The following is a 22,830-nucleotide window of genomic DNA, read 5'->3' on the forward strand; positions in this document are numbered from 1 at the left end:
AAGAGGAGGCGTACCTGTGGACGTGAGAAAAGAACAGCAAGCTAAGGAACACGACAATAGAAGTAGTATCAAAAATAAAGTGATTATTGCAGTGTTCTGTCTGTTTCTTTTTTTAAGTGGTATGCTGACCTTGCTGTTGAATTCAACGAAAATAAGTACAAACATAAAAAAGAGCCTGATGAATAACAACACGCAAAATGTAGGAATGGAGCGGGGGGTTCGCGGACTTACGAAGGGGCTGGAAGAAGCGATTTCAAGCGGATTTATTGCGAAAGAAAAGTATATTGACCTAGTTGGATTAGCGGATCGTATGTTAGGAAGGCAGTATATTAACGATGTTGATCCCAAAAAGGACGTTGTAAAGGACAATCATGGGTTATTGCACTTTTTAACACGTAGGATGAAGATAAGAGAAGTTACTGATCAGCTTATTCATCTTAATGAAATGTTGAAGGACAAGCGCATTCCACTCTTATATGTGCAAACGCCCATCAAAATTATGCCCGGATTTACGGAGCTGCCTCCTTCCATTGAGGATTACTCAAATTCCAATTCAAATACGTTACTTGCTGGGCTATCGATAGGAGGCGTACCTTATTTTGATTTACGAAGTGAAGCGAGCAAGATCGAAATGAATCCATCATCTATGTTTTATGATACGGATCATCATTGGACGAATCAAACGGCATTCTGGGCCGTAAGGGAAGTTGTTAAAAAGCTTGATGCGGATTACAACTTACGCTTAGATCCTGACCAATTTTATACAGACTCGGCCAATTATGATTATACGAACTATAACCGTGTATTTTTAGGATCACAAGGAAGACGCGTGGGCAGATATTATGCAGGAGTCGATGATTACACATTGATCGTGCCCAAATTTAAGACTGGATACAAGGTTGGCATCAATAAAAACGGACGATCTTTATCGATAAAAGAAGGAACTTTCGAAAATACGATATTGCATAAAGAATTACTGAATATGTCTAGTTCCGTTTATAAGAACCGTTATGCAGCATATTTTGGCGCAGATTACCGTGAAGTACAAATAACGAATAAAGAAGCTCAGAATTTTTATAAAATTGTCGTTGTAAAAGATTCTTTTGGTCTTCCATTCACAGCCTTTTTGTCAACGATGGCAAGCGAGATACGGATGATTGATTTACGATACTTTTCTCATGAGCATGTCATTGACTATATCGAGGAGTTTAAGCCTGATGCGGTTCTGTTTGTTTATAAAGGATTAGGAATCCGTTATAATTTGATCACCGAAATATTGAGGCTATCACACAATCAGGTTCAGAAATAGAATGCGATTCGAGGTGACGGGGATGAGAAGCAAACAGGAAATGATGGAATTAGGAATGAATTTTGCCCAAAGTTGTGAACAAATTAGAATATTCACGCTGGAAGGCTCATTAACGAATGTGAACATCCCGAATGACGAATTTCAAGATTATGATTTCAGTTATTTTGTTACAGATATGGAGCACTTTAAGCGAAATGATGATTGGCTGAACTACTTTGGCAAAAGGATTATGATGCAGAAGCCGGAGGCGATGGAATTATTTCCACCTGAATTAGGGAACTGGTTCTCTTATATCATGATCTTTGAAGATGGTACGAAAATGGATCTGACACTTATTCCGCTTCATGAGTATGCAGATTACTTTGCAAATAGCGATGGCCTCGTCGAAGTATTACTGGACAAAGATAATCTGATTCTTGAACCTATTATACCTACGGATCAGATGTATCATATTGACAAGCCGAGTTGCCAATCATTCGATGACTGCTGCAATGAATTTTGGATGTCATCTACGTATGTGGCGAAAGGGCTAGCCAGAAATGAATTGTTATTTGCAGCGGATATGATGAACCAAGTATTTCGTCCCAATTTACTTACGATGCTGCGATGGAAGGTGGGCATAGAAACGGAATTTTCGTTAAGCATAGGCAAGTCCGATAAATTTCTAGAAAAATACGTGTCGAGCGAAACATGGATAACCTTACTTGCTACTTATGAAATGGGCTCCAGGGAGAACATATGGGAAGCGCTATATACGAGTTATGCTTTATTCAGAAAGTCAGCTCAATTTGTAGCTGATCAACTAGGATATAGCTATCCAGATTATGATGAGAACGTAAGCCCTTATATCGATTCTATACGTCGAACATATGCTTGATGTAACTGATAACAATCATTCGATCATGTATCCGTAAAAGCGCCTCTGAGAGTTAGGGGTGCTTTTTCATTTAGGCGTACGGCAGTGGATATTTCTGAGTTTGATTGCCAAAGTTAAAGGGTAAGGTGTTGACATGAGCAAAAATGCACATTATATTAAATGCATGCACATGCATGTAAATAATTATTTCCTATACATTGATACCACATATAAGGAGAGTTATTATGGAACATTTATTTAGCCCTTTTGAAATGATGGATTTAAAGTTGAAAAATCGTGTCGTTATGCCGCCGATGTGCCAATATTCTGTCACGAACAAAGACGGGATTGCAACTGACTGGCATTATGCGCACTACGTTAGCCGTGCGATTGGTGGGGCCGGATTAATTATTATCGAAATGACCGATGTGGAGCCAGATGGTCGCATTTCGGATTATGATCTTGGGATATGGTCTGATGACCACATTGCGCCATTGGCTAGAATCGTTGAAGCTTGCCATGCATACGGTGCAAAGGTAGGTATTCAAATTGCCCATGCAGGGCGTAAAGCAGAGGATGCGGAAGTTCCAGTCGCTCCATCCGCGATTCCGTTCGGTCCAGAGTCTAAGACACCTAGAGAATTGAGTACTGAAGAGGTGAAGGAACTAGTCGAGAAATTCCGGCTAGGTGTAGAGCGAGCTGTCAAAGCTGGAGTGGATGTTATTGAGCTTCATGGTGCACATGGTTACTTGATTCATCAGTTCCACTCTCCGTTATCCAACAAGAGAACAGATGAATACGGGCAAGATTTGACGCTGTTCGGAAGAGAAGTAATTCGTGCGTCTATGAGCGTAATGCCAGCAGGCATGCCATTAATTATGCGTATTTCTGCTAGGGAATATGTAGAGGGTGGATATGGAATCGAAGAGAGCTTAGCATTCAGCCGAGCGTATAAGGAAGCAGGCGTAGATATTTTCCATATTAGTACGGGGGGCGAAGGTGCTATTGGAGTAGGGCCCATTGCTATGAATGACAGACCAGGATCTCATGCCGCTTATCAAGTGCCGTTGGCAAGAACAATTAAACACAGTCTAAATGTTCCTGTTATTGCAGTGGGCAGGTTGGATGAGCCAGCACTTGCTGATGCTGTTATTGGCAATGCAGATGCTGACCTCGTTGCAGTAGGTCGCGGAATGCTGAGAAATCCATACTGGACGTTAGAGGCAGCTGCTCAGCTTCATAAACATGCAGATGTTCCTCAACAATATCAATCTGGATTCCCTAGAAGGAACCAATAACACAGTATTAATAAAAACAAATTAGAGACGATCAATCATGTTGATGGTCTCTTTTTAGCACATCGAATACTATATTCCCAGTTGAAAATTGTTCTTCGCAGAGCAGCGATTTACTCGTATCTACTTGACGGTTAATGTTATAATTTTAGACAGTAAGGATAGCTTAAAGTATGATAATATTCAGTAACTTGACGCTCAGGAAGGAACTGTGAGATGGACAACGCGATTAATCATGAGCCCAGCCTAATATCGAATTGGTTGACCTTGACGCATATACAGATGACTGTTGCCAATGAATTAGAAGCCAATCTACAAGAGAAGTATCAGTTATCGTTAAAAGAGTTTTATTTGCTATTGTCTTTATCTGAGGCTCCGTATAAAAAGTTGAAGCTGCAACAGCTAGAATCAATGGTTGGATTAAGCCAGAGTGCGGTATCAAGGCTTGTTAGCCGTTTCGAAGCAAAAGGCTGTGGGGCTTTGCAACGCATTACTTGTGATGATGACCGCAGAAGCATTTACACATCACTTACGCCTTATGGTCAAGATAAAGTGAATAAGGCATTAGTAACATTTGAAGAAGTGTTATTAGCGACATTCCCCGAGCAGCAAGTGGAGCAGTTACTGCAACAAATGTTTCGCTTCAAACAGATCAAGTCGAAATAAGCCCAATGCGGGCTTTTTTTAATGTATGAAGCGTGTTTTGAGATGGTGTAACAACTATATTTTTCACAGAAGAAGTTCATCTTTAATATTTATGAATGATCGGTATTTACTCAGGTTCATAGATGGATGGCTAGGATAAACGGGAGGTAGATACACATGACGATTATCCATACAACGGGTGCTTCTTTTAAAAAGGACATAAAGAGTAATGGATATACGCTAGTTAATTTCTGGGCACCTTGGTGCGGGCCATGCCGATCATTGGCACCTATTCTTGAAACGTTTGCTCGAAAAAATAGCAGCGAAATAAAGGTGCTCAAGGTAAATGTAGATGAACATACGGAAATCACAAATCAATTTAAGATTAAAGGTCTCCCCACAACCATTTTGTTCAAAAATGGCAAGCAGATTGATACATTAGTCGGCTTAGTGAGCCTAGATAAGCTTGAGCAAATGCTCGCTGCACATAAGAAGTAGACGATTGGTACAAGATTCGGACGTTATTAATTGAAAAGGAGTCAAACGTTAGAAGGATGCTGTTGTGCAATCAAATCTCGTCGGTGTGGAGCCTACTCCATGCAGGCGGGATTTTTATTTTCGATCTTGACTACTGGAAAAAATTGATCTATATTCTTGCTGACCAATTGGTTAGTAAAAATGATGGGTAAGTGGGAGGTGAAGGGTTGCCTTTACAACTGTATGACAAAACGAAAGTATTAGAGGCTTGTATGTCTGTGTTTGCGCAGCATGGATATAAAAATACCTCGACGATCATGTTGGCGGAGGCAGCCGATATATCAAAAGCTTTGATCTTTCATCATTTCAAAAGCAAAAAGAATTTGTACCTCCAATTGCTGGATCATTGTATGACGAAAATACGGTTGGAGCTGGGTGTGGACGCTATTATCGAACAAGGTGATTTTTTTGAAGTTATCGAAAAGATTACACTTCTAAAGTTTGACTATTTTCGAAAATACCCAACGGAATATAAGTTTGTATTCGAGGCGTTCTATGCCGTACCTGAAGAGTTAAAAGAAGAGATTACAGAGAAATATGGTAAAGGAACTGCTGAAAGGCATCAATTATTAGAGCAGTTATTTGGAAAGCTTGTCCTTAAAGAAGAAGTGGATCGTAACTATGCTTTTGAACTGGTTATGATTACCATTAGGCATTTTGATAAGAAGTTTCTAACAGAAGTCACAGATATGGAAACCATTGATGAAGAGTATGGTCAGCGTTTTTTAAAGGAAATGAATCTTTTTCATCGCATGCTGCGCCTAGGAATTGCAAAGTAAAACTAGCTCGAGTGTACTTATCCTTCTACTATGAAAGGGGTATTCCCATGAGACAGTTTACAAGCACTGAGTTTATCTCTCCTGAAAATATGCGTGACTTCAGTTCCCTCTACAAAAAGCTTTCGGAAACCGATGAACCGCTCCATCGAATGGATGACTTTTTTGGCATGGGGCCAGCATGGGTTGCTTATAAATACGATGACGTAGCAGGAATTCTTAAAGATGCTCGCTTTGTGAAAAATATGAAACATCTTGCTTCAAACCCTTCAAATCAAGGAAGTAAAACGGTGCAATCGCTGCTGCAAAGATTTCAAAGTATGCCAAACATGCTTACGGTGGACCCTCCCGATCATACTCGGCTGCGCAGGTTAGCTTCCAAAGCATTTACTCCACGTATGATTGAGGAGTTACAACCGCGTATTCAACAAATCGCAGATGAGTTATTGGATACTGTACAGGCGCAAGGGACTATGAATATCGTTGAAGATTATGCTTATCCACTACCGATAAAGGTCATTTCTGAAATGTTGGGCGTGCCTGCCTCCGATCATATACGATTCCGTGAATGGACCAGAACAATTAGTAATGCTGCGTTAGACCCTACCAAATTAGAAGAAGTCGAAAATGCCTTGGAAGCCTTTATGGAATACGTAAAAACATTGATGGAAGAAAAACGAAAGAAACCTTGCAATGACGTCATAAGCAGCTTGGTTCAAGCATACGAAGATGGGGACCAATTCACCGAAAATGAAATTATCTCTACGATTTGGCTCCTCATTGTAGCCGGACACGAGACGACCGTTCATCTTATTACTAATGGTACTTTAGCACTCTTACAGCATCCTGAACAGTTGAATCTACTCCGTAACGATCCTAGTTTATTGCCAAGCGCTGTGGAGGAAATGCTGCGTTATGCAGGCCCTGTTATTTTTAGTATGCGGATTGCTGGCGAGGATATGATCTTCCACGGTCAGGAGATTCGTAAAGGCGAGGTGGTTGTACTCTCTGTAGCGGCTGCTCATTTAGAAGCAAGTAAGTTTGAACATGCTGAGGATTTCAATATTACACGTGAAGAGAACGATCACCTTGCATTCGGTAAAGGAATTCACTTCTGTCTAGGCGCGCCGCTTGCTCGTTTGGAAGGGAAAATAGCTTTTGGTACGTTGTTGCGGAGATTCCCTAATTTGCGTTTAGCAGTCGAACCAGAACAATTAGTATTTAAACCAAATTCAATGCGTGCACTTGAAAGTTTGCCCGTTGTGTTCTAGCTAACTTATCTAACATCCTACCTGTTTCACTGTGGAGTTAATTTTTGTATAATCATGTTGGTAAACTATTTCATGGTGATTAGGAGACATGCCCAGTATGCAAACAGAACAAGTCCAAACGGTTCAGCTCAAAGAGAAGAAGCTGGTTGGTTTATCTGTAACGGTGTCATTAAATCAAGATTTAGAGCATGGAATTGTTGTAAATTTGCGAGAGCAGCTCCTTTCTAAACGTGCTGACATGACAAATCGGGTGGATGATGGGATATACTTAATTCAAGTTTACCCGGATTGTGAATGGACAGAGGATGTTCCATTTGAAAGTATTGTTGCAGTCGAAGTTAGTGAAGATGCGCATATTCCCGAAGGATTCATTCAGTACACGATACCAGCCGGAGACTATGCTAAGTTCACACACAAGGGACCAGAATCCGAATTAGGAGAAACGTATGATGCGATTCGTGAAACAGGCGTCGCTGCACTTCGTCCTTTTGATTTCGAATATTGGGCAGATAGTCATGCGTTAGAGGAAGAAGAGAGCACTATCGAAATTTATTTGCCTTTAGAAGCATAGAGAACAAGTTCTTACCAACGCAGTGAGTGAATACCAGCTTTAAAAGCTGTAACAACATGAAAACCAGTCTAACACCCAATTATGGTGTGACGACTGGTTTTTCTTTGTCTAAACATCTATTTCGCTATTTTGGGGAAAGCGATCGTTTCTTATCCACCGCAATTAGGTTAGCAGGCGATTTCTCCTTTAAACGAAGTGCGACTAATTTAGCACCCGCCGTTTGCCAGTTATAATAAGTCCGCTCAGGTACATACGTACGAAACCATGCCAAGGCTTCCAATGATGTAGCATCTAGTTTATCAGATGAATATCTCATACTGTATGGCTTAATTCCGATAATGTATGGAAAATATAGTGCGTTATAGTACCGCCACTCATCAGAAGTGCCGAATGCCTCATCTTGTCTTGGCTTTAAATATCCGATGCTTTCAAGGAGGATCGATTTGAGCTCGATAGCTCTTTCCACAACGTCATCATCAGCACCACGATCTTGCAAGCGAGTATCAATCAGCTTCAGGTTCGTGAGCGGACTTGCAGCGAGACGTTGTAGATCACCAAATTGGCTTAATGCACGGCGTGTATGTCGATAAAGCTCCTCTTCATCCATCTCCTCGGGCTCCGCTTGATCATTTAGTCGGGTTTGCACATCTTCAACCATTCGTAAGTGGGCGCGTTCTTCACGAAGCTTTGGAAAAGTGAAAAATGCGATGCTGTCCAAAATTGCACGAAGTGGATACACAAACACTTGGAAGGTAATCGAAATGCATATGCTTATTAACAATAGTAATATTGTCATGCTGTTCCAGGATGAACTAAGTTGAATAACGAGGGCAATTTGCCCGGAGAATATAGTGGTAAATAGGAGCGAGTAATCCAAGGATCGAAATAAATCAGGCAAATATGCTTCGCCTTGTGTCGCTAATTCTTTAATTAGTAGATGAACTGCAAATAAAAGGAGTACAGTTCCGAATAGAATCCAGTTCCATTCAAAAGAAAAATCCCACGGTAGAAATCTTCCTTTGAACGATATAAGTACATAGATGGGAATAGGGAGTATTGTAATGACGCGATCGACAACAAGCAGCTTATTCCATAGAAAGACGCGTCTTTGAGTTTCATCCTCCATTTCGGTAGTAGCTCCTAATGCGGCAATCATCCAAGTTATAAAGGTGACGTGAAGAAATAGTGCGGAAAATAGGTGTGTTTGATCAAGTAGATCAGTTGCAGAAAGAACTAAGGAAGCACCAAGTCCGACTGCTCCTAGCAGCAAGCATAGACCTGTAGTTAAAAATAGCTTGTTGTATGTATCACGGTTGCATATATATAATCCTAGCCAAAAAAGAAGCCCGAACATAATATAGGTTAACACCATCTGGACGTATCACCTCATCTAATCTGTAAGCGTGGAGTACTAAGTAAGATTTTATACGTCTAAATTATATCATGAAAAAGTCGAATATCATTCACTATCGTGGATAAACAAGCGATATTTTCTGCTCTAACCATAGTGGATGTAACGCAAAACATTCCTTTGCGTATTAAAATATGAGAAAATAAATAATACGCTGCAAATCTGTTGAGGCACTTAGACAGACTATTTTACATGATTGCACAATCTTGAGTATCCAGAATGGATGCATGTTAAATTTAAATAGAAGCTGAGGTAATCCATCATATGAGTGAGGAATTTACAGATCATGCCGATACCTGGTATCGACTGCATGAGCAGAAGGCAGCACAATATTTTGCATCACTTCATGCTCAATTAAATGAAAAAACATATACAGCAACTTTGATTAACGATTTTCATTTATGGAAGAAGAATCATATTCATCCTCATTCCTTACTTTCTTTATTGTCACGAGGGAAGAAGAAGCCCAGTCCAAAGGATTATCATCGCTACATTCAATGGATGAATCATATGGGCAAGCTGGACGATTACTTAGATCGCAGCATTTCTTATATTTATATGAGGGATTTGGGTAAGGCACTGCATTCTCCCGAGACTCAAGTCAGCATTCAGCGGCTTGTGGCGAGTATAAAAGATCATTTAATTCGTTCTACCTCTTCCAATAAGCAACAACAATCTGAGTTCATGAGTATGACGGGAGTATACCGTTGGGGGCAAAAGGAACATGTTGAGCAGGCAGTAATCTGGGTGATCGATAAAATTAAGGCGGTTTCCACTCATATTCCGAAAGAGATGAATGCGGAGCATGCTATTCGCAAGCTCATTAAGATCATTTTGGGCGTAGTTCTACATGTGCTTGATGAACTGGAAGACACAACAGCGCCTGCGGAGCGTGCACAATCCCTTGATGCAGCACTTCGACTTGGATACTGTTATGGACTAACGTATCCATTTATTGATGATCTGTTGGATTCCGACGCCTTAAACGAGTCTGAAAAAGAGCAGTATTCCAATATGATTCGTACAGCCATCATTAGTGGGGAAGTACCAGAGCTAGGCGAATGGACGGGAAATAACGCTGACATGATACCTTTCATACACGCAGAGCTTCGCGATGCTTTTGAGTACATTAAAAATCATCAACAGTCATCAACGTTGAATACGTTCTTTGAGCAATCTTATGTGTTTTTTCATTCGCAGGATATTGACAGGGTAAAAGTACTTACAAATACGAACTACACAAATGAAGACCTGTACGTACCTATCATTTTAAAATCAGCTTCATCTCGGTTAATTGTCCGCTCTGTACTAAGTGCGGAGGTAGATGAAGGCATTGACAATCGAACGTTTTATTATGGAATTTACAACCAGCTCGCTGATGACTTCGCAGATATGTTTGATGATATGGAAGAGGGAGCGGTAACACCTTACACGTATTACTTAACATACCGGGATCAGCGGCCTGATCTGATTAATCCATTTGAAATGTATTGGGCAGTTATTTCGAATTTGATCCACAACGTCTATCAGTCTGATGCCAAGACCCGAGAAGTGATACTGGATCGTGCCATCAATGGCTTGAAGCGCTGCAAAGAACGCGTTGGGATTGAAAAATATAATGAACTGATGGGTATTTTCGCCGTTGGTATGCCAGAACTCAATCAGCTCATTCAGCAAATGGTTCGTAAAGCGGATGATGTTGATTTCTTTGACAAACTAGTTCGTGATCAGATGGTAACTACACTTCGAAATAATCGAACAGAGAAAGAGCAATTTTTCAATACGATCCAATCGGTTCGTAATCAAATTAACACGTTATTGCATATTCCGAAACATAACGGGATACCAGCGATGAAAGAGTCGATTATTGATGCTGCTAATTACAGCCTTGAAAGTGGAGGTAAGCGATTAAGACCTATTATGGCTTGGGTGATGGGGGTAAATGAATATGGACTCCCATCTACTGCTATTATGCCTTTGCTGCGATCGTTGGAGTATATGCATACAGCATCCTTAATTTTTGATGATTTGCCTTCGCAGGATAACGCTTCTACACGCAGAGGACGCCCGACACTGCATCATATGCACAATAGCGCGATTGCTGAATTAACCGGACTATTTTTGAACCAGAAAGCGATGGGAGAACAAGCGTCCCTTCATGATTTTGATGCAAAAGCTGTGCTATCATTGATTCAATATTCGTCCGAACGGGCAGCGGATATGTGTGCGGGACAGGCGATGGATTTGCAGTCTAAAGGAAAAGCGCTCACGCTAGAGCAATTGAATACGATATGCTTCTACAAAACGGGAATTGCATTTGAAGCATCTCTCGTTATGCCTGCCATTCTGGCCCAAGCGCAGGAGTTAGAAATTAGTACGTTGAAGAAATTCGCTTATCATGCGGGCATTGCCTTTCAAATTAAGGATGATTTGCTTGATCTCGAAGGCGAGCAGCATTTACTTGGCAAGCCAGTTGGCCAAGATGCGTACAATAACACTTCGACATTCGTGACGATCCTTGGTAAAGAGGGTGCTAGGAAGGAAATGTGGGAGCATTATTGCCTAGCTGAAGAGGCTTTGGTAGATATGCCGCGCAATACAACCTTTTTAAAGCATTTATTAAATTATATGATTCATAGGGAATCTTAAAGCTGCGAACGTATATGTTCACACTTTTTGCTGAAATTAATGAACAACTACACTAGCTGAAATCAACTTTCAACAGAAGTAGAATACGTGGAATTCATAGATAGGAGAGTCTAACCTGTACAATGGTCAGACTCTCTTTATTTGTTTATGATCAATCCGTGCTATATTTTACAAGTGTTTGATAATATGGAAATATGATGATAGTATTTAATTAGGAGAAAAAATAATAACTTTATAATAAATGGTAAAAAGCATCATTTTGATGATCAAACTGAACTTAGTAAGATGTGCTATTGAGGTATTTTAACAGGTCAGAGTAAGCGTCGGTCTATCGAAGTTGAATGACTAGCGATTGTAAAACTGTACGTAGCTTCCGTTTCGTGTGAAGTTCCCCAGAAAGGCCCAGTTAATCCAACCACCATCACCTTTGTTTCTAAATGTCCCATTCTCAAATACCCAAACGTAGTAATTAATAGAACCATAGCTTACGATAGCAGATTCTTTCACACCATGAAAACTACGCTCATAACCTAGTTGTGTGTTAAACACTAACACATTATAACGGTTTCCCCATTTGTTATTGTAGAAATAAAGCGTATCTTTCACAAATTGTTCACGAGCATTCATCGTTGTAATGTCACCATCAGCTACATTCGTTATTGTGGACTGTGCAGTAGGAGTTGGTGCGACATCAGATGTAGCAAAAGCGGCTGTCACTCCAGATGTTAACATGAGCGTTAAGCTCAGACTGGATACTAGCATCATGCGACTAAATTTTTTCATTTTAATACCTCCTAAATTGTTTTTGTGATATTCACATGTTCATACTAAATCTAGTATGTGTCTGCCGTGTGTTCAACTTCACAAAATGTGTACACACAGCAGACATAAAGGAGTGGTAGTAGTGAGTTATAGCGTACTTTTAATAGAGGATGATGCTGATATTCGTAATATAATGTGCCTATATTTTGAGAAGGAGCAATGGCAGGTACATGAAGCAGAAGACGGAGAAATGGCACTAGACATGATAAGAACTTGCTGTGTTGATTTGATTATTCTTGATATTATGCTGCCAAAGCGAGATGGCTGGAGTATTTGTCGATGGATTCGAGGATTTTCTTGTGTGCCTATTATTATTGTAACGGCATATTGTAATGATGATGATCAATTGATGGGCTATGAATTTGGGGCTGATGATTACATTACGAAGCCATTTAGTCCGAAAATATTAGTTGCACGTTCCACGATGCTAGTAAAGCGTGCGGAAGGAACAGTAGGATTGGAGCAGCAGCTCATTTCATTTGGCCATGTGACTATTCATAAACAAAGAAAGTACGTCGAAGTGAATCGTTCAGAGGTTGGATTAGCACCAAAGGAATATGAATTACTAGAATATATGGTTAGAAACAAAGGGATTATTTTGTCGCGAGAAGCGATACTTGATCATGTATGGGGATTTGATTTTTATGGGGATCATCGTGTTGTAGACACACATATTCGCAAGATTAGAGCAAAGCTAGGAGTAGAAGCTAGACATATTCATACGGTAAAGGGAGTAGGGTATATGCTGGAAGTTAAAGATAAGAAGTAGTTCCACAATTACATCGTTTACATATGTATGCAGAAGTCAATAGCGTATAGGTGCACCAATCTGTTACACAGGACCAACAATTCATTAAGCTTTTGGTTAGGAAGCAAACTAATACGTATGAGATGCATAATACTTATTTGACAATGTGAGAGTGGAATACAAAAGCCACCAAAATGGTGGCTTTCATCATACATGGTATGGATTAGATGGAGGTGAGCACTTTATCAATAATACCGTACTCAAGAGCTTCTGCCGCGGACATAAAGTAGTCTCGATCCATGTCTTTCTCTATTCTTTCTATTGACTGTCCTGTCCGTTCAGCGGTGATTTGAACCAATTTCTCACGGGTCTTGAGAATGCGTTTTGCACTAATAGCAATATCGCTTGCCTGCCCTTGTGCTCCACCATGAGGTTGGTGGATCATGATCTCACTGTTAGGCAGAGCAAATCGCTTGCCCTTAGCTCCAGCAAGGAGCAGCATAGCCCCGAAAGATGCCGCAAAGCCGGTACAAATCGTATGAATTTGCGGCCTAATGTACTGCATCGTATCATAAATACCGAATCCAGCACTTACCGAGCCTCCAGGACTGTTGATGTACATATAAATGTCTTTATCAGAATCTTCGGCTGCGAGTAGAAGCAGCTGTGCAATAATGCTATTAGCGAGCGGGTCGTTAATTTCTGAACCGACAAATACGATTCTGTCCTTGAGCAATCTTGAATAAATATCGTACGATCTTTCGCCGCGGTTGGTTTGCTCCACTACATACGGGATAAAACTAGACATGGCATTACCTCCGTGTTTATGTTTGAGTCATGTAACAACAGGTAAACGAATCCACGTTGTCAAAAGGTACGGAGCAAGCGTAAATAAAATGTATAAGTTCAGCGTAACGAAACGCACGTATGAATCGTTTACCTATAAGATATTCTAAACAACGCAACGAATAAGGAGTTGACTGTGAAAGATGAGCCATTCATTAACGACATCGTATGAGACGGTGAGCAGCGATCTGGAACAGTTACACGCTGTGCTAAGCCGCTACTGTCTTTCATTAACTCATTCTGTGTGGGATTCCGAAGATCTGGTGCAGGATACATGGGTGAAGATTTTGGATAGGAAGCGGGAGCAAGAACATAACAATTCTGAAGCGCTATTGCTGCGAACAGCTAAAAATACGTGGATCGATCAAGTGCGCCGCAGAAAAATACTGGATCGAATTTTGAATCAGGAAAGAGAACAATTGACAGAAGGTGAGAAGCATCTTACAGGTGGTAGTAGTACCTTAGACATCGAAATCGCTTTTTATTATGTGATGAAATATTTGTCTCCATTGCAAAGAACCGTTTTATTGCTGCGCGGGGCGCTTGGTTATTCCGTTGCAGACACGGCTAGTAAGCTTCAGACGACAGAGGGGGCAGTCAAGGCAGCCTATCATCGTGCACGTAAAGGGCTGCAATCATTGAAGGAGGATGACGATGCTTTAGATGAAATGGTTATCACTGACGAAGAGGTCGTACAATGGAATCTGAGTGCGCTTGTTAGGGCATATGTTAATGGTGAGGTAGAAGAGATATTAAGACTTGTCCAAGGAGAACAAGGGATACATGATGTATGTAATGTTTACTTCCTAGCTGCCACTCGTAAACAAATGAAAAATAAAACGCATAATAAATGTGTGTCCAACGTGTACGCATCATTAGCTGCGTAGTTGTGTGCGCCCATGTTGGTTCATGCTATATTATTGAAAATGATTGAGCTGCTGTGGGAAATGGTAATGATGAATGATTAAAGATCATCCGTGTAAACGGGTGATCTTTTTCTATGTAAATGTAATGGAATTACTTTACATCAAAAACGACACTAGGTATAATTATTATGTAATTACGTAATATCATAATACGTATTTTCATAAAATAGGAGATGATCCACATCAGCAAAGCATTACGCGGTGAGATTGATGCGTTAAAGACACAGATGTCTGAGCTTCAAATACTTGTTAGGAGCATCGTTACAAGTCAGTCATCTGTTGAGTTTCCGGTGCAACCAATAGCTCCTCAAGTCTTATACAAAGATGAACAAAACTTTTCAGCGTCATCGGGCAACGTGTATTATGCGGGCCAATATCAAGCAAATGGACAACTACTGCGTTGGGAGCCTAAGGATAAACAGCTGGAGCAATTGCTTCAAATAAGTACGGAAAAAAGCTCGAAAATACTATCTGCCCTAGGCAGCAAGCTGCGTCTCGATATTATAATAGCCATTTTAAATGAATCCCTTACAGGGGCTGAAATGGTTGAAAAGTTAAATATGGGTACGACGGGGCAGCTGTATCATCATTTAAAAGCTTTGAATGGGGCTAACTTGATAGAACAAGATAAGAGTGGACGTTATACAGTACCAGATCATCGTAAGCTGCCGCTTCTTTTGTTGTTGTCAGCTGCTGCTGATATGCTCGATACTAGCGATTATTTAGATATGGTTCAGGTCAGAGAATCCCCTGGAACTTATATGGGAAATGCCAATGCAGAAGGTTATGACGCCAATTTACTTTTATGGGCAGTCGTTGAAAATTCAATTCTCGAACACGCGGCAGGCTACACGACGGAAGTGCATTTGTTCTTGCATCAAGATGGCAGTGCAACTGTGAGTGATAACGGCAGAGGGATTCCGATCCAAGCTTTTCAAAATAGCAATCCATCGCATGTACAAACCGTATTGACGGATATTCATAGATTTCGAAATGAAGCGCCGTATCAAGTACCTGGTGCAGAGCAGGGAATAAGTATTGCAGTTGTAAATGCGTTAACCATGAGCCTCACCGTTGAAGTGCAGAGAGAAGGCTATGTGTATCGTCAGCAATATAAGCATGGAATTCCACAAACCGATCTTCTAACCGTAGGGATAACTTCATTAACGGGCACAAGCATAACGTTCAAACCGGATCCGGAATTATTCAGGCAAGGCTTTAACAGGAATGAAATCCAGCAACAAATTGAAAAATTAGCCGTTTCATATCCTAGCTTGATCATTTGCCTGCATCGACACACATTCTCTTAGGGGGGCGTTACGTTGGAGACGATTCATAGTCATGACGATATCCTTAACATGCTTGATACGCTATTAAGAGAGCAATCTAGTTTTACTTGGAATACTTTCTACTCAGATCGCAGTAAAGCGATTCCATTTTTCGTAAATGCACCAGATGAGAACTTAGTGCAGTATGTGCACCAGCGTCAGTTACCAGCAGCAGGCAGGGTACTTGAATTGGGATGCGGACCTGGAAGAAATGCCATTTATTTAGCCAAACAGGGATATGAAGTTGATGCTGTAGATCTTTCGAGTGAAGCCTTACAATGGGCAAAGGATAGAGCGCAACAACAGCAAGTTGATGTCAATTTCATATGTAGAAATATATTTGAATTGGATATTGAAGAAGCAGCCTATGATATTATTTATGACTCAGGATGCATGCATCATATAGCACCTCACCGTAGAATCGATTACGTACGTCTAGTGAATAGAGCTCTGAAGTCAGGAGGAATGTTTGCTGTTACTTGCTTTGTTGAAAATGGCGTGCTCGGAGGAGCTGAAATAAGTGATTGGGAGGTTTATCGTCAACGGTCGCTTAGAGGCGGACTGGGTTTCAACTCTGATAAATTAAAAACGATCTTTAAGGATCTTCATGCCGTCGAAGTTCGAAAAATGCTAGATATGGAGAAGTCTAGTGATCGCTTTGGCAATTCAGGTTTATGGGCAGCATTGTTTCAAAAGAAAGAACGATAAATGCAGCCAACCTGTTGTGGTAAGAATTCGGGGATAGATTCAAATAAATAGATGGAATGATCATGACCTCTGCGGAGGTCATTTTTTATATGACACATCATCTATCACGAATTCATACAAGGAAAGTTTGCATATGCATCGTGTTCACATAGGCTATTTGTATCTATGAAATAAATTGCATAGAAAACGTTGTGGCTGCTATAATATGGAATGTTAATATTTTCTATTGGAATAGAAAATATCTTTTATCATTCAGGAGGCGGAGAAATGAGAAAGCGAATCATCATTGGCATGCTGCTCGTTTTTATACTAGCTTTTCCATCGTTACTGGCAGCAGCTGAAAAAAACAAAGCAGTAGAAATTGAACTCAAGTACGGTGCCAATAACTCTTATGTATACGAAGGATTCCAAAAAAATGGAGTCGATTATGTTCCGATGAATCAGATTAGCTCAGATAATCAGCTAACAGAGACGTATCGAGTCGGTGCCAAAACCTATGAATCTTTACTAGATGTTCAAGTCCCACCGAAGTCGGACGTGTTTGGCAAATTTACAGCTCGGGAAAAAGATATTGTATTTAGAGTAGGAAAGGATCACGTGCGTGTGAATGGTTCCTACGTCAAGCTGAAAGGAACACCATTTGTTTATAAGGGCACTTTTTATGCCCCCCTAGCTCCAGTGTTGGATGCATTAGAAATAAAAACAACTTATGACAAGAAGACGAAAGTATATAAAGTGGATACGTCTTATACGCCAACATTCGATTATGCGAGCAAGACTTATAACAACATGACTTATCGTGTTGATTATAAGACAGGTAAAGTTCACGTGACAGATAAGAAGGGCAGACGTAAGCTTCTCACAACATTAGACGTGCCCATTCATAAGAGAGCGGAAATTACATTTAAGAAAACGCCCAAAGGACATGTGATTTTAAACATTTTCGATGACCATGGTGAGCCGAGTATCAATATGAATAAACATATGCTGCTATTAAAGAACGGCAAGCTTATTCATAAAACACTTGCTGATTATCATAAACGATACGAAGATAATATCGAGGTAGTAGGATCTACTATTTACATGACAAACGGTAAGAAGCTTACTATGATTAGTGATGATACTGGTAAAGTTGTGAAAACATTAGATTTAGTAGCTTTAGGTGGAGTAGATGATCAGTATTTTGTGTCCATGGTAAGTGAAGATTATATCCTTATCAGACCTATGGAAAAAGGCTTATTGACGCTGGTTTACTTGGATAACAAGGAAAAGGTGCTGCTGTACAAAGAGTTTCTGAATCAGGCAGAACAGGAATACGCAGAAATGAATGATGTTCCCTATCATGGTGATTACCTCAATTTTGTGAAGCAAGAGGGAAATAAGCTATATTTCAAAAATAAAAGCAATTTGATTAAAGAAGATAAAACCTTGTACACATATACGTTAAAATAAACAAGTAGAACTCGTTGCAGTGCAGGCTGTAGCGGGTTCTTTGCGGTTTTACAGGTTACAGAGAAAGACGGAGTTATAGGGTTTGGTGACTTCGTAATTACGTAGATATAAACTTGATTCCTTTAATATTGACTAAACATTCATTCAATAATAAACTGTGATCATCTTCTCATTACCAATTCATGGAGGGTTGCCAGATGGATTTGTATTATGAAGTACATGGTGAAGGAGAACCTGTTGTCCTTGTGCATAGCGGTGCTGCTGATATAAGAGATTGGGCCTTTGTCACACCAATTTTGGCAAAAAAATATCAGGTCATTACTTTTGACGGTCGTGGATGCGGCCAATCGCCTGCGCCAATAGAACCAGCTAACTACGTGGAAGATTTACATGCCATATTGGATTATCTTCAACTTGACCAGGCAACGATTGTAGGCCATTCAATAGGAGGCAGGATTGCAACCGATTTTGCACTGACTTATCCGCATCGTGTTACAAAGCTTGTACTTGTAGCCCCAGCCTTGTCCGGTTTCCAACATAGTGAGGTATTCACGAAGAACATGTTGGACATCCAAGCGGCATCACCTAATGTTGATAAAATGATTGAGATATCCTTGAACAACTGTATTTATCGTCTTGTACTAGCTAGTCCGCAGCGAGAATACTTCATAGATATGCACAGATCTAATATGTTAAAAATGTTCCATTGGAATACTTGGGAGTCGGTATGGCCGCAGCCTCCTGCGATAGAGCGTCTGGAGCAGCTTTCAGCTCCAACTTGCTTTATTATTGGTACAGAAGACTCCTCGGATTTACATCAAATTGCGGAGCATTTTCAGGCTGTTCCAGACATCCGATTTGTTGAAATGAATGGAGTCGATCATAAGCCCACGCTAACTCATCCGGAAGAACTTAGCCGTCATATACTTGAATTTTTGGAGGATTGATTGCAGCCGTGCCTCGTACCCCAGAAGAAAATGAACGCATTCGACAAGCTGCGAAAGAAAAAATTCATGCAGCGGCGATGACGCTTTTTGTTAAAAAAGGCTACCATGCTACCTCGGTCGAAGAAGTATCCAAACTAGCCAACATATCGAAGGGCTTGCTCTACAACTATTACAAAGGTAAAGAAGACCTTCTCGCAGCTATGATCCAAGTTCGCATTGAAGAAATTTCTGAAGTGATAGAAACAGCTGCCGTAATAAAGACACCGATTGAGCAGCTCCGCTATATCGTCGATGGTGCATTAGATAACGTATACCAACGTCCCGAAGTTTATCGATTTTATTTAAACTTGCAAACACAGCCGGAAGACGATCGTGTGCTAGCTGCTTATAGACAGCAGCTGAATGAGGAAGCCCGCAAGCAATTTGAAGTACAGTGTCAAATCTTTGAGAAGCTTGGGGTTAAGGAACCGAGAATGAGATCGCTGTTCTTCTCTTCAGCGCTGCATGGCACCATGTTGATGATAGCTACGTATACGGAGAGATTCCCCGTAGAGAAGATGAAACAACAATTGATGCGAGAATACGGTAACAGCAAGGGAGAGTAAAGGTTTGCTGCATAGGTAGTACGAATCGATAATCAAGTATAACGCGGCAGTTAAAGCATATTTACGTACTCTAAGCTGCCGCTATTGTTATGTAAAATACTCAATTTTTGCTTGTGGAAAATAAGTGTTGATTAAACTGCCTAACGTATCTTTTATTTCTTCTTGTTCCGTATCGGTATAGACGTATTTTCCTATCCCATATCGCCCCCATTTCCACTTTCGCTTTGACTCTTCCAGCTCCAATTTCGTCATCGGATAATTTTGTTGAATGACACGTTTCGCTGGCTTGGTGAAGCGATGCTGAATCATTTCAAACGTTACATTGTTTTTTGCAGAAGCAGGCAGGGAGGATTCAAGTGTTTGGATAAGCTCTGTATAGCCTTCCTTCCAGCCTTCATGCAAATAGATCGGAGCAATAATAAATCCTAATGGATATCCAGCGTTAGCAACCTTCGCTGAAGCTTCGATTCTCTCCTGAAGTCTGGACGTTCCAGGTTCAAAATTTTTAATGATGTAGTCAGCATTTATGCTAAAGCGAAAGCGCGTTCTTCCATTATGCTTGGCATCAAGCAAATGATCCACGTGCGCAAACTTCGTCACAAACCGAAGCTGACCATGCTCCGATTGACCAAAATGTTCAATCGTCCGTTTCAACGTATGTGTCAAATGATCGACACCGACAATGTCTGACGTACACGATGCTTCAAAGCGAGTAGGCTGTGGAGCACGCTCCAGCATATATTTGTCTGCTGCTGCTAATATATCCTCTACATTTACATAGGTTCGAATGTATGGCTTACTCCCCATTGTAGTTTGCAAGTAGCAATAGTGGCAGTGCCCCATGCAACCGGTTACTAAAGGAATCGCGTATTCTGCGGATGGTTTGGATGTATCAAACTTAAGCGTTTTACGAACACCAAGCACAAGTGTTGATTTTGCGATACGATAGCGTTGAAAGTCATTTTCACCAGGCAGGTTACGAATTTGGTTGTGGGAAGTCGTTTGTCTAATTTCTACACCCATCTGTTCAAATTTGTGGACTAATTCTTTACCTAATGAATAATCCAATGCACTAGGCTCCACATAGACAAGCTGCGGTACAAACGGCTTAACCATAATAGGTCTCCGTATCTCCTATGCCAACCATATCTCCCATTCCAAATGCCTCTTGATAGGCGAACTCTGCATCTTCCAATGAAGAATACACAGCAACTTCATTGGTTAACGGATAATAGGTTTCATATAGAAAAAGGGCCAGCCCGCTTGGAACTTCAGGATTGTGGACAACAGCGGCTTGCTGCACGTTAGCTACATCTTGCGAATGGGGGTTCCGTATAATGACATATACAATTTGACCAGGTGAAAAAGGGATGCTTTGCTCCATGGTTTTATCATACCTCTCTAAAATTGAATTCAGTTTCTATATTTTACTTACCAGTATTAGTGTCCTAAATGAGACCAATTATGCTTGCAGCGCAATTCGATTTCAATTCTGGAGGCATTTTATCAGGTGAATAACAACGTTAACGAGAACAATATATGGAAGTTATACGCGTTCGAGGAGATTAAGCAAATGCAAAAGGGCGGTGCTGTAAAATGACCAAGCAAGCATGGGTGCAAGCAGGACTTGAGCGATTACAAGCAGTGGTTGCTGCACAGGTAGAGCAAGGAGCGCTCCCGGGCGTTGTTTACGCGGTAAGCCGTCAAGGTGAAACTCACGTGGAAGCGATCGGCACGATGGAAGTAGCAGGTAAGCGTCCGATGACGCGGGATGCGATATTTCGCTTGGCTTCACTTACAAAGCCAGTGTCAGCCGTAGCGGCAATAATTCTTGTTGAACAGGGGATATTGAAGCTTGATGATGCTATCGATCGTTGGCTTCCCGAATTGTCAGAACGTCGTGTTCTGCTTCATCCCGATGGGCCAATTGATCAGACTGTGCCTGCCAAACGTTCGATTACGTTTTTAAGACATAACGAGAATCGAACATATAGAGTGGATGACGTTCATGGTACTTCCTATTTATGATGTAAATGAAGATAAACTACTTTTAATAGAAGGCTTTATGCTCATTTCTATTATTGGCTTTTACGCCTTTATGATGGGAAATGAATCCGCTCATGTTTGGATGCGTGAACATATGCCCAAGTTCTGTGCCAAGCAGTGCCTTCCGTACTTGTCAGGTGAACGGATATTTTATACCAGATAGCAGGAATTATTATCGTTAATCGTTTATGTAATTAAGCCACGCTGTCATCTCGGTATTAAATTAGAGTTAAATCATGTATTCAGACGGGCAGTGCTTCGGCACTGTCTTTTGATTTATAAAAGATAAGGATTGACCTTCTGACAGGATTAGGTTAGCATGTGTTCATAAACTTATTATACTTTTTAGTATAATTAATAAATTTAATCCGTGCGATTGAGGTGATGAATATGATCCAAATTAGTGATCATGCAGCTGTCCAAATTAACGAGATGCTTAGCAGCTTAGATTGGCAGCATGTATATTTGCGTGTTGGCGTCGTTGATGGAGGCTGCAGCGGCTTATCTTATGACTTACGCCCAGAAGACACAATGTCTGATGAAGATCTTTCTTTCAAAGAGAAAGGTGTTCATGTCATTATGGATGCTAAGAGCGTCGAATTCCTTGTGGGATTGAAGATCGACTATAAAGTACAAGGAATGACGGGGGGATTCACTATGGAAAACCCAAACGTGAAAGCAAGCTGTGGATGTGGAGCAAGCTTTAGAACAGCTACATATCGGGGTACTGTGAATAAATGCTAAATGCTAAAGGCGCGTCCAGAGATGGAGCGCCTTTTCTAATCTAGCTTACAGCCCTTCCCGAACGGGAAAGCCCACTTCTTTAGATGTGGGATGAAAGTGAGGTCGTATACGGAGTGCCACTCAACCGTAGGTTTGTGGTGCTTAAAGTATCCGAAAGTTGTTGACTTTTGTCATTTTTTTGTTTCAGCTTTATCTATCAACTGATACAATACTAGCATGAATGAATATAGAAGAACATTCACTACGGTATCCTTGCTTAACTATCATTTTGTGTTTTGTCCACGATACAGGCGAAAGATATTTCTAAAGTCAGAAGTTGAGCAACGATTCAAGGAGAT

At 40.7% G+C, this 22,830-nt stretch carries 24 protein-coding genes; 19 read left to right on the top strand and 5 right to left on the bottom strand.

All coding sequences use genetic code 11. The features are described from left to right. Positions 1 to 16 precede the first annotated feature (16 nt). The 8 genes from H580_RS0121665 to H580_RS25655 all read left to right on the top strand — a co-directional run bounded on the left by H580_RS0121665 (position 17) and on the right by H580_RS25655 (position 7,260). Entirely contained in the window at positions 17 to 1,309 is a 1,293-nt protein-coding gene (locus H580_RS0121665; protein WP_028596643.1) for an alginate O-acetyltransferase AlgX-related protein, read from the top strand. 22 nt (positions 1,310 to 1,331) lie between these two features. Continuing rightward, a complete protein-coding gene (ant(6), locus tag H580_RS0121670; RefSeq protein ID WP_028596644.1) occupies positions 1,332 to 2,186 on the top strand; it encodes an aminoglycoside 6-adenylyltransferase in 855 nt (284 codons plus the stop codon). A 224-nt stretch (positions 2,187 to 2,410) separates the two neighbouring features. Further along, positions 2,411 to 3,463 carry an NADH:flavin oxidoreductase/NADH oxidase gene (locus tag H580_RS0121675; RefSeq protein ID WP_028596645.1) on the top strand — a complete coding sequence of 351 codons (1,053 nt, stop codon included), beginning with the start codon at positions 2,411 to 2,413 and terminating at the stop codon, positions 3,461 to 3,463. Between the two features lie 213 nt (positions 3,464 to 3,676). Continuing rightward, positions 3,677 to 4,126, top strand: coding sequence for a MarR family winged helix-turn-helix transcriptional regulator (locus tag H580_RS0121680; protein ID WP_028596646.1), 450 nt, complete (start codon positions 3,677 to 3,679; stop codon positions 4,124 to 4,126). A gap of 156 nt (positions 4,127 to 4,282) precedes the next feature. Further along, complete coding sequence (gene trxA, locus H580_RS0121685) at positions 4,283 to 4,603, top strand: thioredoxin (RefSeq protein ID WP_028596647.1); 321 nt, start codon at positions 4,283 to 4,285, stop codon at positions 4,601 to 4,603. 206 nt (positions 4,604 to 4,809) lie between these two features. Beyond that, positions 4,810 to 5,421 (top strand): TetR/AcrR family transcriptional regulator, encoded by a 612-nt coding sequence (locus H580_RS0121695; protein WP_028596648.1) that lies wholly within the window; start codon positions 4,810 to 4,812, stop codon positions 5,419 to 5,421. A 47-nt stretch (positions 5,422 to 5,468) separates the two neighbouring features. Beyond that, complete coding sequence (locus H580_RS0121700; protein WP_028596649.1) at positions 5,469 to 6,689, top strand: cytochrome P450 family protein; 1,221 nt, start codon at positions 5,469 to 5,471, stop codon at positions 6,687 to 6,689. A 97-nt stretch (positions 6,690 to 6,786) separates the two neighbouring features. Next, on the top strand, positions 6,787 to 7,260 hold the full coding sequence (locus tag H580_RS25655) for a GyrI-like domain-containing protein (protein ID WP_051217642.1): 474 nt from the start codon (positions 6,787 to 6,789) through the stop codon (positions 7,258 to 7,260). Positions 7,261 to 7,384: 124 nt separating this feature from the next. Here the strand turns inward: H580_RS25655 and H580_RS0121710 are convergent, their stop codons facing one another. Continuing rightward, positions 7,385 to 8,632 carry a hypothetical protein gene (locus H580_RS0121710; RefSeq protein ID WP_028596650.1) on the bottom strand — a complete coding sequence of 416 codons (1,248 nt, stop codon included), beginning with the start codon at positions 8,630 to 8,632 and terminating at the stop codon, positions 7,385 to 7,387. Positions 8,633 to 8,935: 303 nt separating this feature from the next. On the opposite strand from H580_RS0121710, the gene H580_RS0121715 reads away from it, so the two are divergent. Next, a complete protein-coding gene (locus H580_RS0121715; RefSeq protein ID WP_211224429.1) occupies positions 8,936 to 11,320 on the top strand; it encodes a polyprenyl synthetase family protein in 2,385 nt (794 codons plus the stop codon). A gap of 345 nt (positions 11,321 to 11,665) precedes the next feature. Here H580_RS0121715 and H580_RS25140 read toward each other — a convergent pair whose 3' ends face one another. Then, positions 11,666 to 12,103: a hypothetical protein gene (locus tag H580_RS25140; protein ID WP_084509462.1), complete on the bottom strand. Its 438-nt coding sequence runs from the start codon at positions 12,101 to 12,103 to the stop codon at positions 11,666 to 11,668. A gap of 121 nt (positions 12,104 to 12,224) precedes the next feature. On the opposite strand from H580_RS25140, the gene H580_RS0121725 reads away from it, so the two are divergent. Continuing rightward, a complete protein-coding gene (locus tag H580_RS0121725) occupies positions 12,225 to 12,911 on the top strand; it encodes a response regulator transcription factor (protein WP_028596652.1) in 687 nt (228 codons plus the stop codon). 202 nt (positions 12,912 to 13,113) lie between these two features. Here the strand turns inward: H580_RS0121725 and clpP are convergent, their stop codons facing one another. Next, positions 13,114 to 13,698 (bottom strand): ATP-dependent Clp endopeptidase proteolytic subunit ClpP, encoded by a 585-nt coding sequence (gene clpP / locus H580_RS0121730; RefSeq protein ID WP_028596653.1) that lies wholly within the window; start codon positions 13,696 to 13,698, stop codon positions 13,114 to 13,116. A 181-nt stretch (positions 13,699 to 13,879) separates the two neighbouring features. Here clpP and H580_RS25145 point away from each other — a divergent pair, with 181 nt between their 5' ends. From H580_RS25145 to H580_RS0121760, 6 genes are all read left to right on the top strand, one after another. Continuing rightward, the gene (locus H580_RS25145) at positions 13,880 to 14,623 is read left to right on the top strand and encodes an RNA polymerase sigma factor (RefSeq protein WP_051217643.1); all 744 of its coding nucleotides are present in this window, start codon (positions 13,880 to 13,882) and stop codon (positions 14,621 to 14,623) included. 212 nt (positions 14,624 to 14,835) lie between these two features. Beyond that, positions 14,836 to 15,972, top strand: coding sequence for an ATP-binding protein (locus tag H580_RS0121740; protein ID WP_245583617.1), 1,137 nt, complete (start codon positions 14,836 to 14,838; stop codon positions 15,970 to 15,972). Positions 15,973 to 16,020: 48 nt separating this feature from the next. Continuing rightward, a complete protein-coding gene (locus H580_RS0121745) occupies positions 16,021 to 16,698 on the top strand; it encodes a class I SAM-dependent methyltransferase (protein WP_051217648.1) in 678 nt (225 codons plus the stop codon). A 267-nt stretch (positions 16,699 to 16,965) separates the two neighbouring features. Further along, the gene (locus H580_RS0121750) at positions 16,966 to 18,150 is read left to right on the top strand and encodes a stalk domain-containing protein (protein WP_028596656.1); all 1,185 of its coding nucleotides are present in this window, start codon (positions 16,966 to 16,968) and stop codon (positions 18,148 to 18,150) included. 197 nt (positions 18,151 to 18,347) lie between these two features. Continuing rightward, positions 18,348 to 19,097: an alpha/beta fold hydrolase gene (locus tag H580_RS0121755; RefSeq protein WP_028596657.1), complete on the top strand. Its 750-nt coding sequence runs from the start codon at positions 18,348 to 18,350 to the stop codon at positions 19,095 to 19,097. Between the two features lie 8 nt (positions 19,098 to 19,105). Continuing rightward, complete coding sequence (locus tag H580_RS0121760) at positions 19,106 to 19,702, top strand: TetR/AcrR family transcriptional regulator (RefSeq protein ID WP_028596658.1); 597 nt, start codon at positions 19,106 to 19,108, stop codon at positions 19,700 to 19,702. 87 nt (positions 19,703 to 19,789) lie between these two features. Here H580_RS0121760 and splB read toward each other — a convergent pair whose 3' ends face one another. After that, positions 19,790 to 20,818: a spore photoproduct lyase gene (splB, locus tag H580_RS0121765; protein ID WP_028596659.1), complete on the bottom strand. Its 1,029-nt coding sequence runs from the start codon at positions 20,816 to 20,818 to the stop codon at positions 19,790 to 19,792. After that, positions 20,811 to 21,086, bottom strand: coding sequence for a transcriptional regulator SplA domain-containing protein (locus H580_RS0121770; protein WP_028596660.1), 276 nt, complete (start codon positions 21,084 to 21,086; stop codon positions 20,811 to 20,813). The genes splB and H580_RS0121770 overlap by 8 nt, the downstream gene beginning before the upstream one ends. A 212-nt stretch (positions 21,087 to 21,298) precedes the next feature. On the opposite strand from H580_RS0121770, the gene H580_RS0121780 reads away from it, so the two are divergent. From H580_RS0121780 to H580_RS26035, 3 genes are all read left to right on the top strand, one after another. After that, a complete protein-coding gene (locus H580_RS0121780; RefSeq protein ID WP_028596661.1) occupies positions 21,299 to 21,730 on the top strand; it encodes a serine hydrolase domain-containing protein in 432 nt (143 codons plus the stop codon). A gap of 408 nt (positions 21,731 to 22,138) precedes the next feature. Further along, positions 22,139 to 22,492 carry a HesB/IscA family protein gene (locus tag H580_RS0121790; RefSeq protein ID WP_028596663.1) on the top strand — a complete coding sequence of 118 codons (354 nt, stop codon included), beginning with the start codon at positions 22,139 to 22,141 and terminating at the stop codon, positions 22,490 to 22,492. Between the two features lie 216 nt (positions 22,493 to 22,708). Then, positions 22,709 to 22,830: transposase (locus H580_RS26035; RefSeq protein ID WP_211224432.1), on the top strand; the 122-nt coding region annotated here is incomplete at its 3' end.

It is taken from the genome of Paenibacillus assamensis DSM 18201 (genome assembly GCF_000422445.1).
Lineage (GTDB): Bacteria > Bacillota > Bacilli > Paenibacillales > Paenibacillaceae > Paenibacillus_B > Paenibacillus_B assamensis.

Coding starts and splice junctions, on each gene's coding strand:
- H580_RS0121715 (WP_211224429.1), top strand. CDS start 8,936: ATGAGTGAGGAATTTACAGATCATGCCGATACCTGGTATCGACTGCAT.
- H580_RS0121770 (WP_028596660.1), bottom strand. CDS start 21,086: ATGGAGCAAAGCATCCCTTTTTCACCTGGTCAAATTGTATATGTCATT.
- H580_RS0121745 (WP_051217648.1), top strand. CDS start 16,021: ATGCTTGATACGCTATTAAGAGAGCAATCTAGTTTTACTTGGAATACT.
- H580_RS0121675 (WP_028596645.1), top strand. CDS start 2,411: ATGGAACATTTATTTAGCCCTTTTGAAATGATGGATTTAAAGTTGAAA.
- H580_RS25145 (WP_051217643.1), top strand. CDS start 13,880: ATGAGCCATTCATTAACGACATCGTATGAGACGGTGAGCAGCGATCTG.
- clpP (WP_028596653.1), bottom strand. CDS start 13,698: ATGTCTAGTTTTATCCCGTATGTAGTGGAGCAAACCAACCGCGGCGAA.
- H580_RS0121700 (WP_028596649.1), top strand. CDS start 5,469: ATGAGACAGTTTACAAGCACTGAGTTTATCTCTCCTGAAAATATGCGT.
- H580_RS0121780 (WP_028596661.1), top strand. CDS start 21,299: ATGACCAAGCAAGCATGGGTGCAAGCAGGACTTGAGCGATTACAAGCA.
- H580_RS0121790 (WP_028596663.1), top strand. CDS start 22,139: ATGATCCAAATTAGTGATCATGCAGCTGTCCAAATTAACGAGATGCTT.
- H580_RS25655 (WP_051217642.1), top strand. CDS start 6,787: ATGCAAACAGAACAAGTCCAAACGGTTCAGCTCAAAGAGAAGAAGCTG.
- trxA (WP_028596647.1), top strand. CDS start 4,283: ATGACGATTATCCATACAACGGGTGCTTCTTTTAAAAAGGACATAAAG.
- H580_RS0121755 (WP_028596657.1), top strand. CDS start 18,348: ATGGATTTGTATTATGAAGTACATGGTGAAGGAGAACCTGTTGTCCTT.
- H580_RS0121750 (WP_028596656.1), top strand. CDS start 16,966: ATGAGAAAGCGAATCATCATTGGCATGCTGCTCGTTTTTATACTAGCT.
- H580_RS0121710 (WP_028596650.1), bottom strand. CDS start 8,632: ATGGTGTTAACCTATATTATGTTCGGGCTTCTTTTTTGGCTAGGATTA.
- H580_RS0121740 (WP_245583617.1), top strand. CDS start 14,836: ATGATCCACATCAGCAAAGCATTACGCGGTGAGATTGATGCGTTAAAG.
- H580_RS25140 (WP_084509462.1), bottom strand. CDS start 12,103: ATGAAAAAATTTAGTCGCATGATGCTAGTATCCAGTCTGAGCTTAACG.
- splB (WP_028596659.1), bottom strand. CDS start 20,818: ATGGTTAAGCCGTTTGTACCGCAGCTTGTCTATGTGGAGCCTAGTGCA.
- H580_RS0121680 (WP_028596646.1), top strand. CDS start 3,677: ATGGACAACGCGATTAATCATGAGCCCAGCCTAATATCGAATTGGTTG.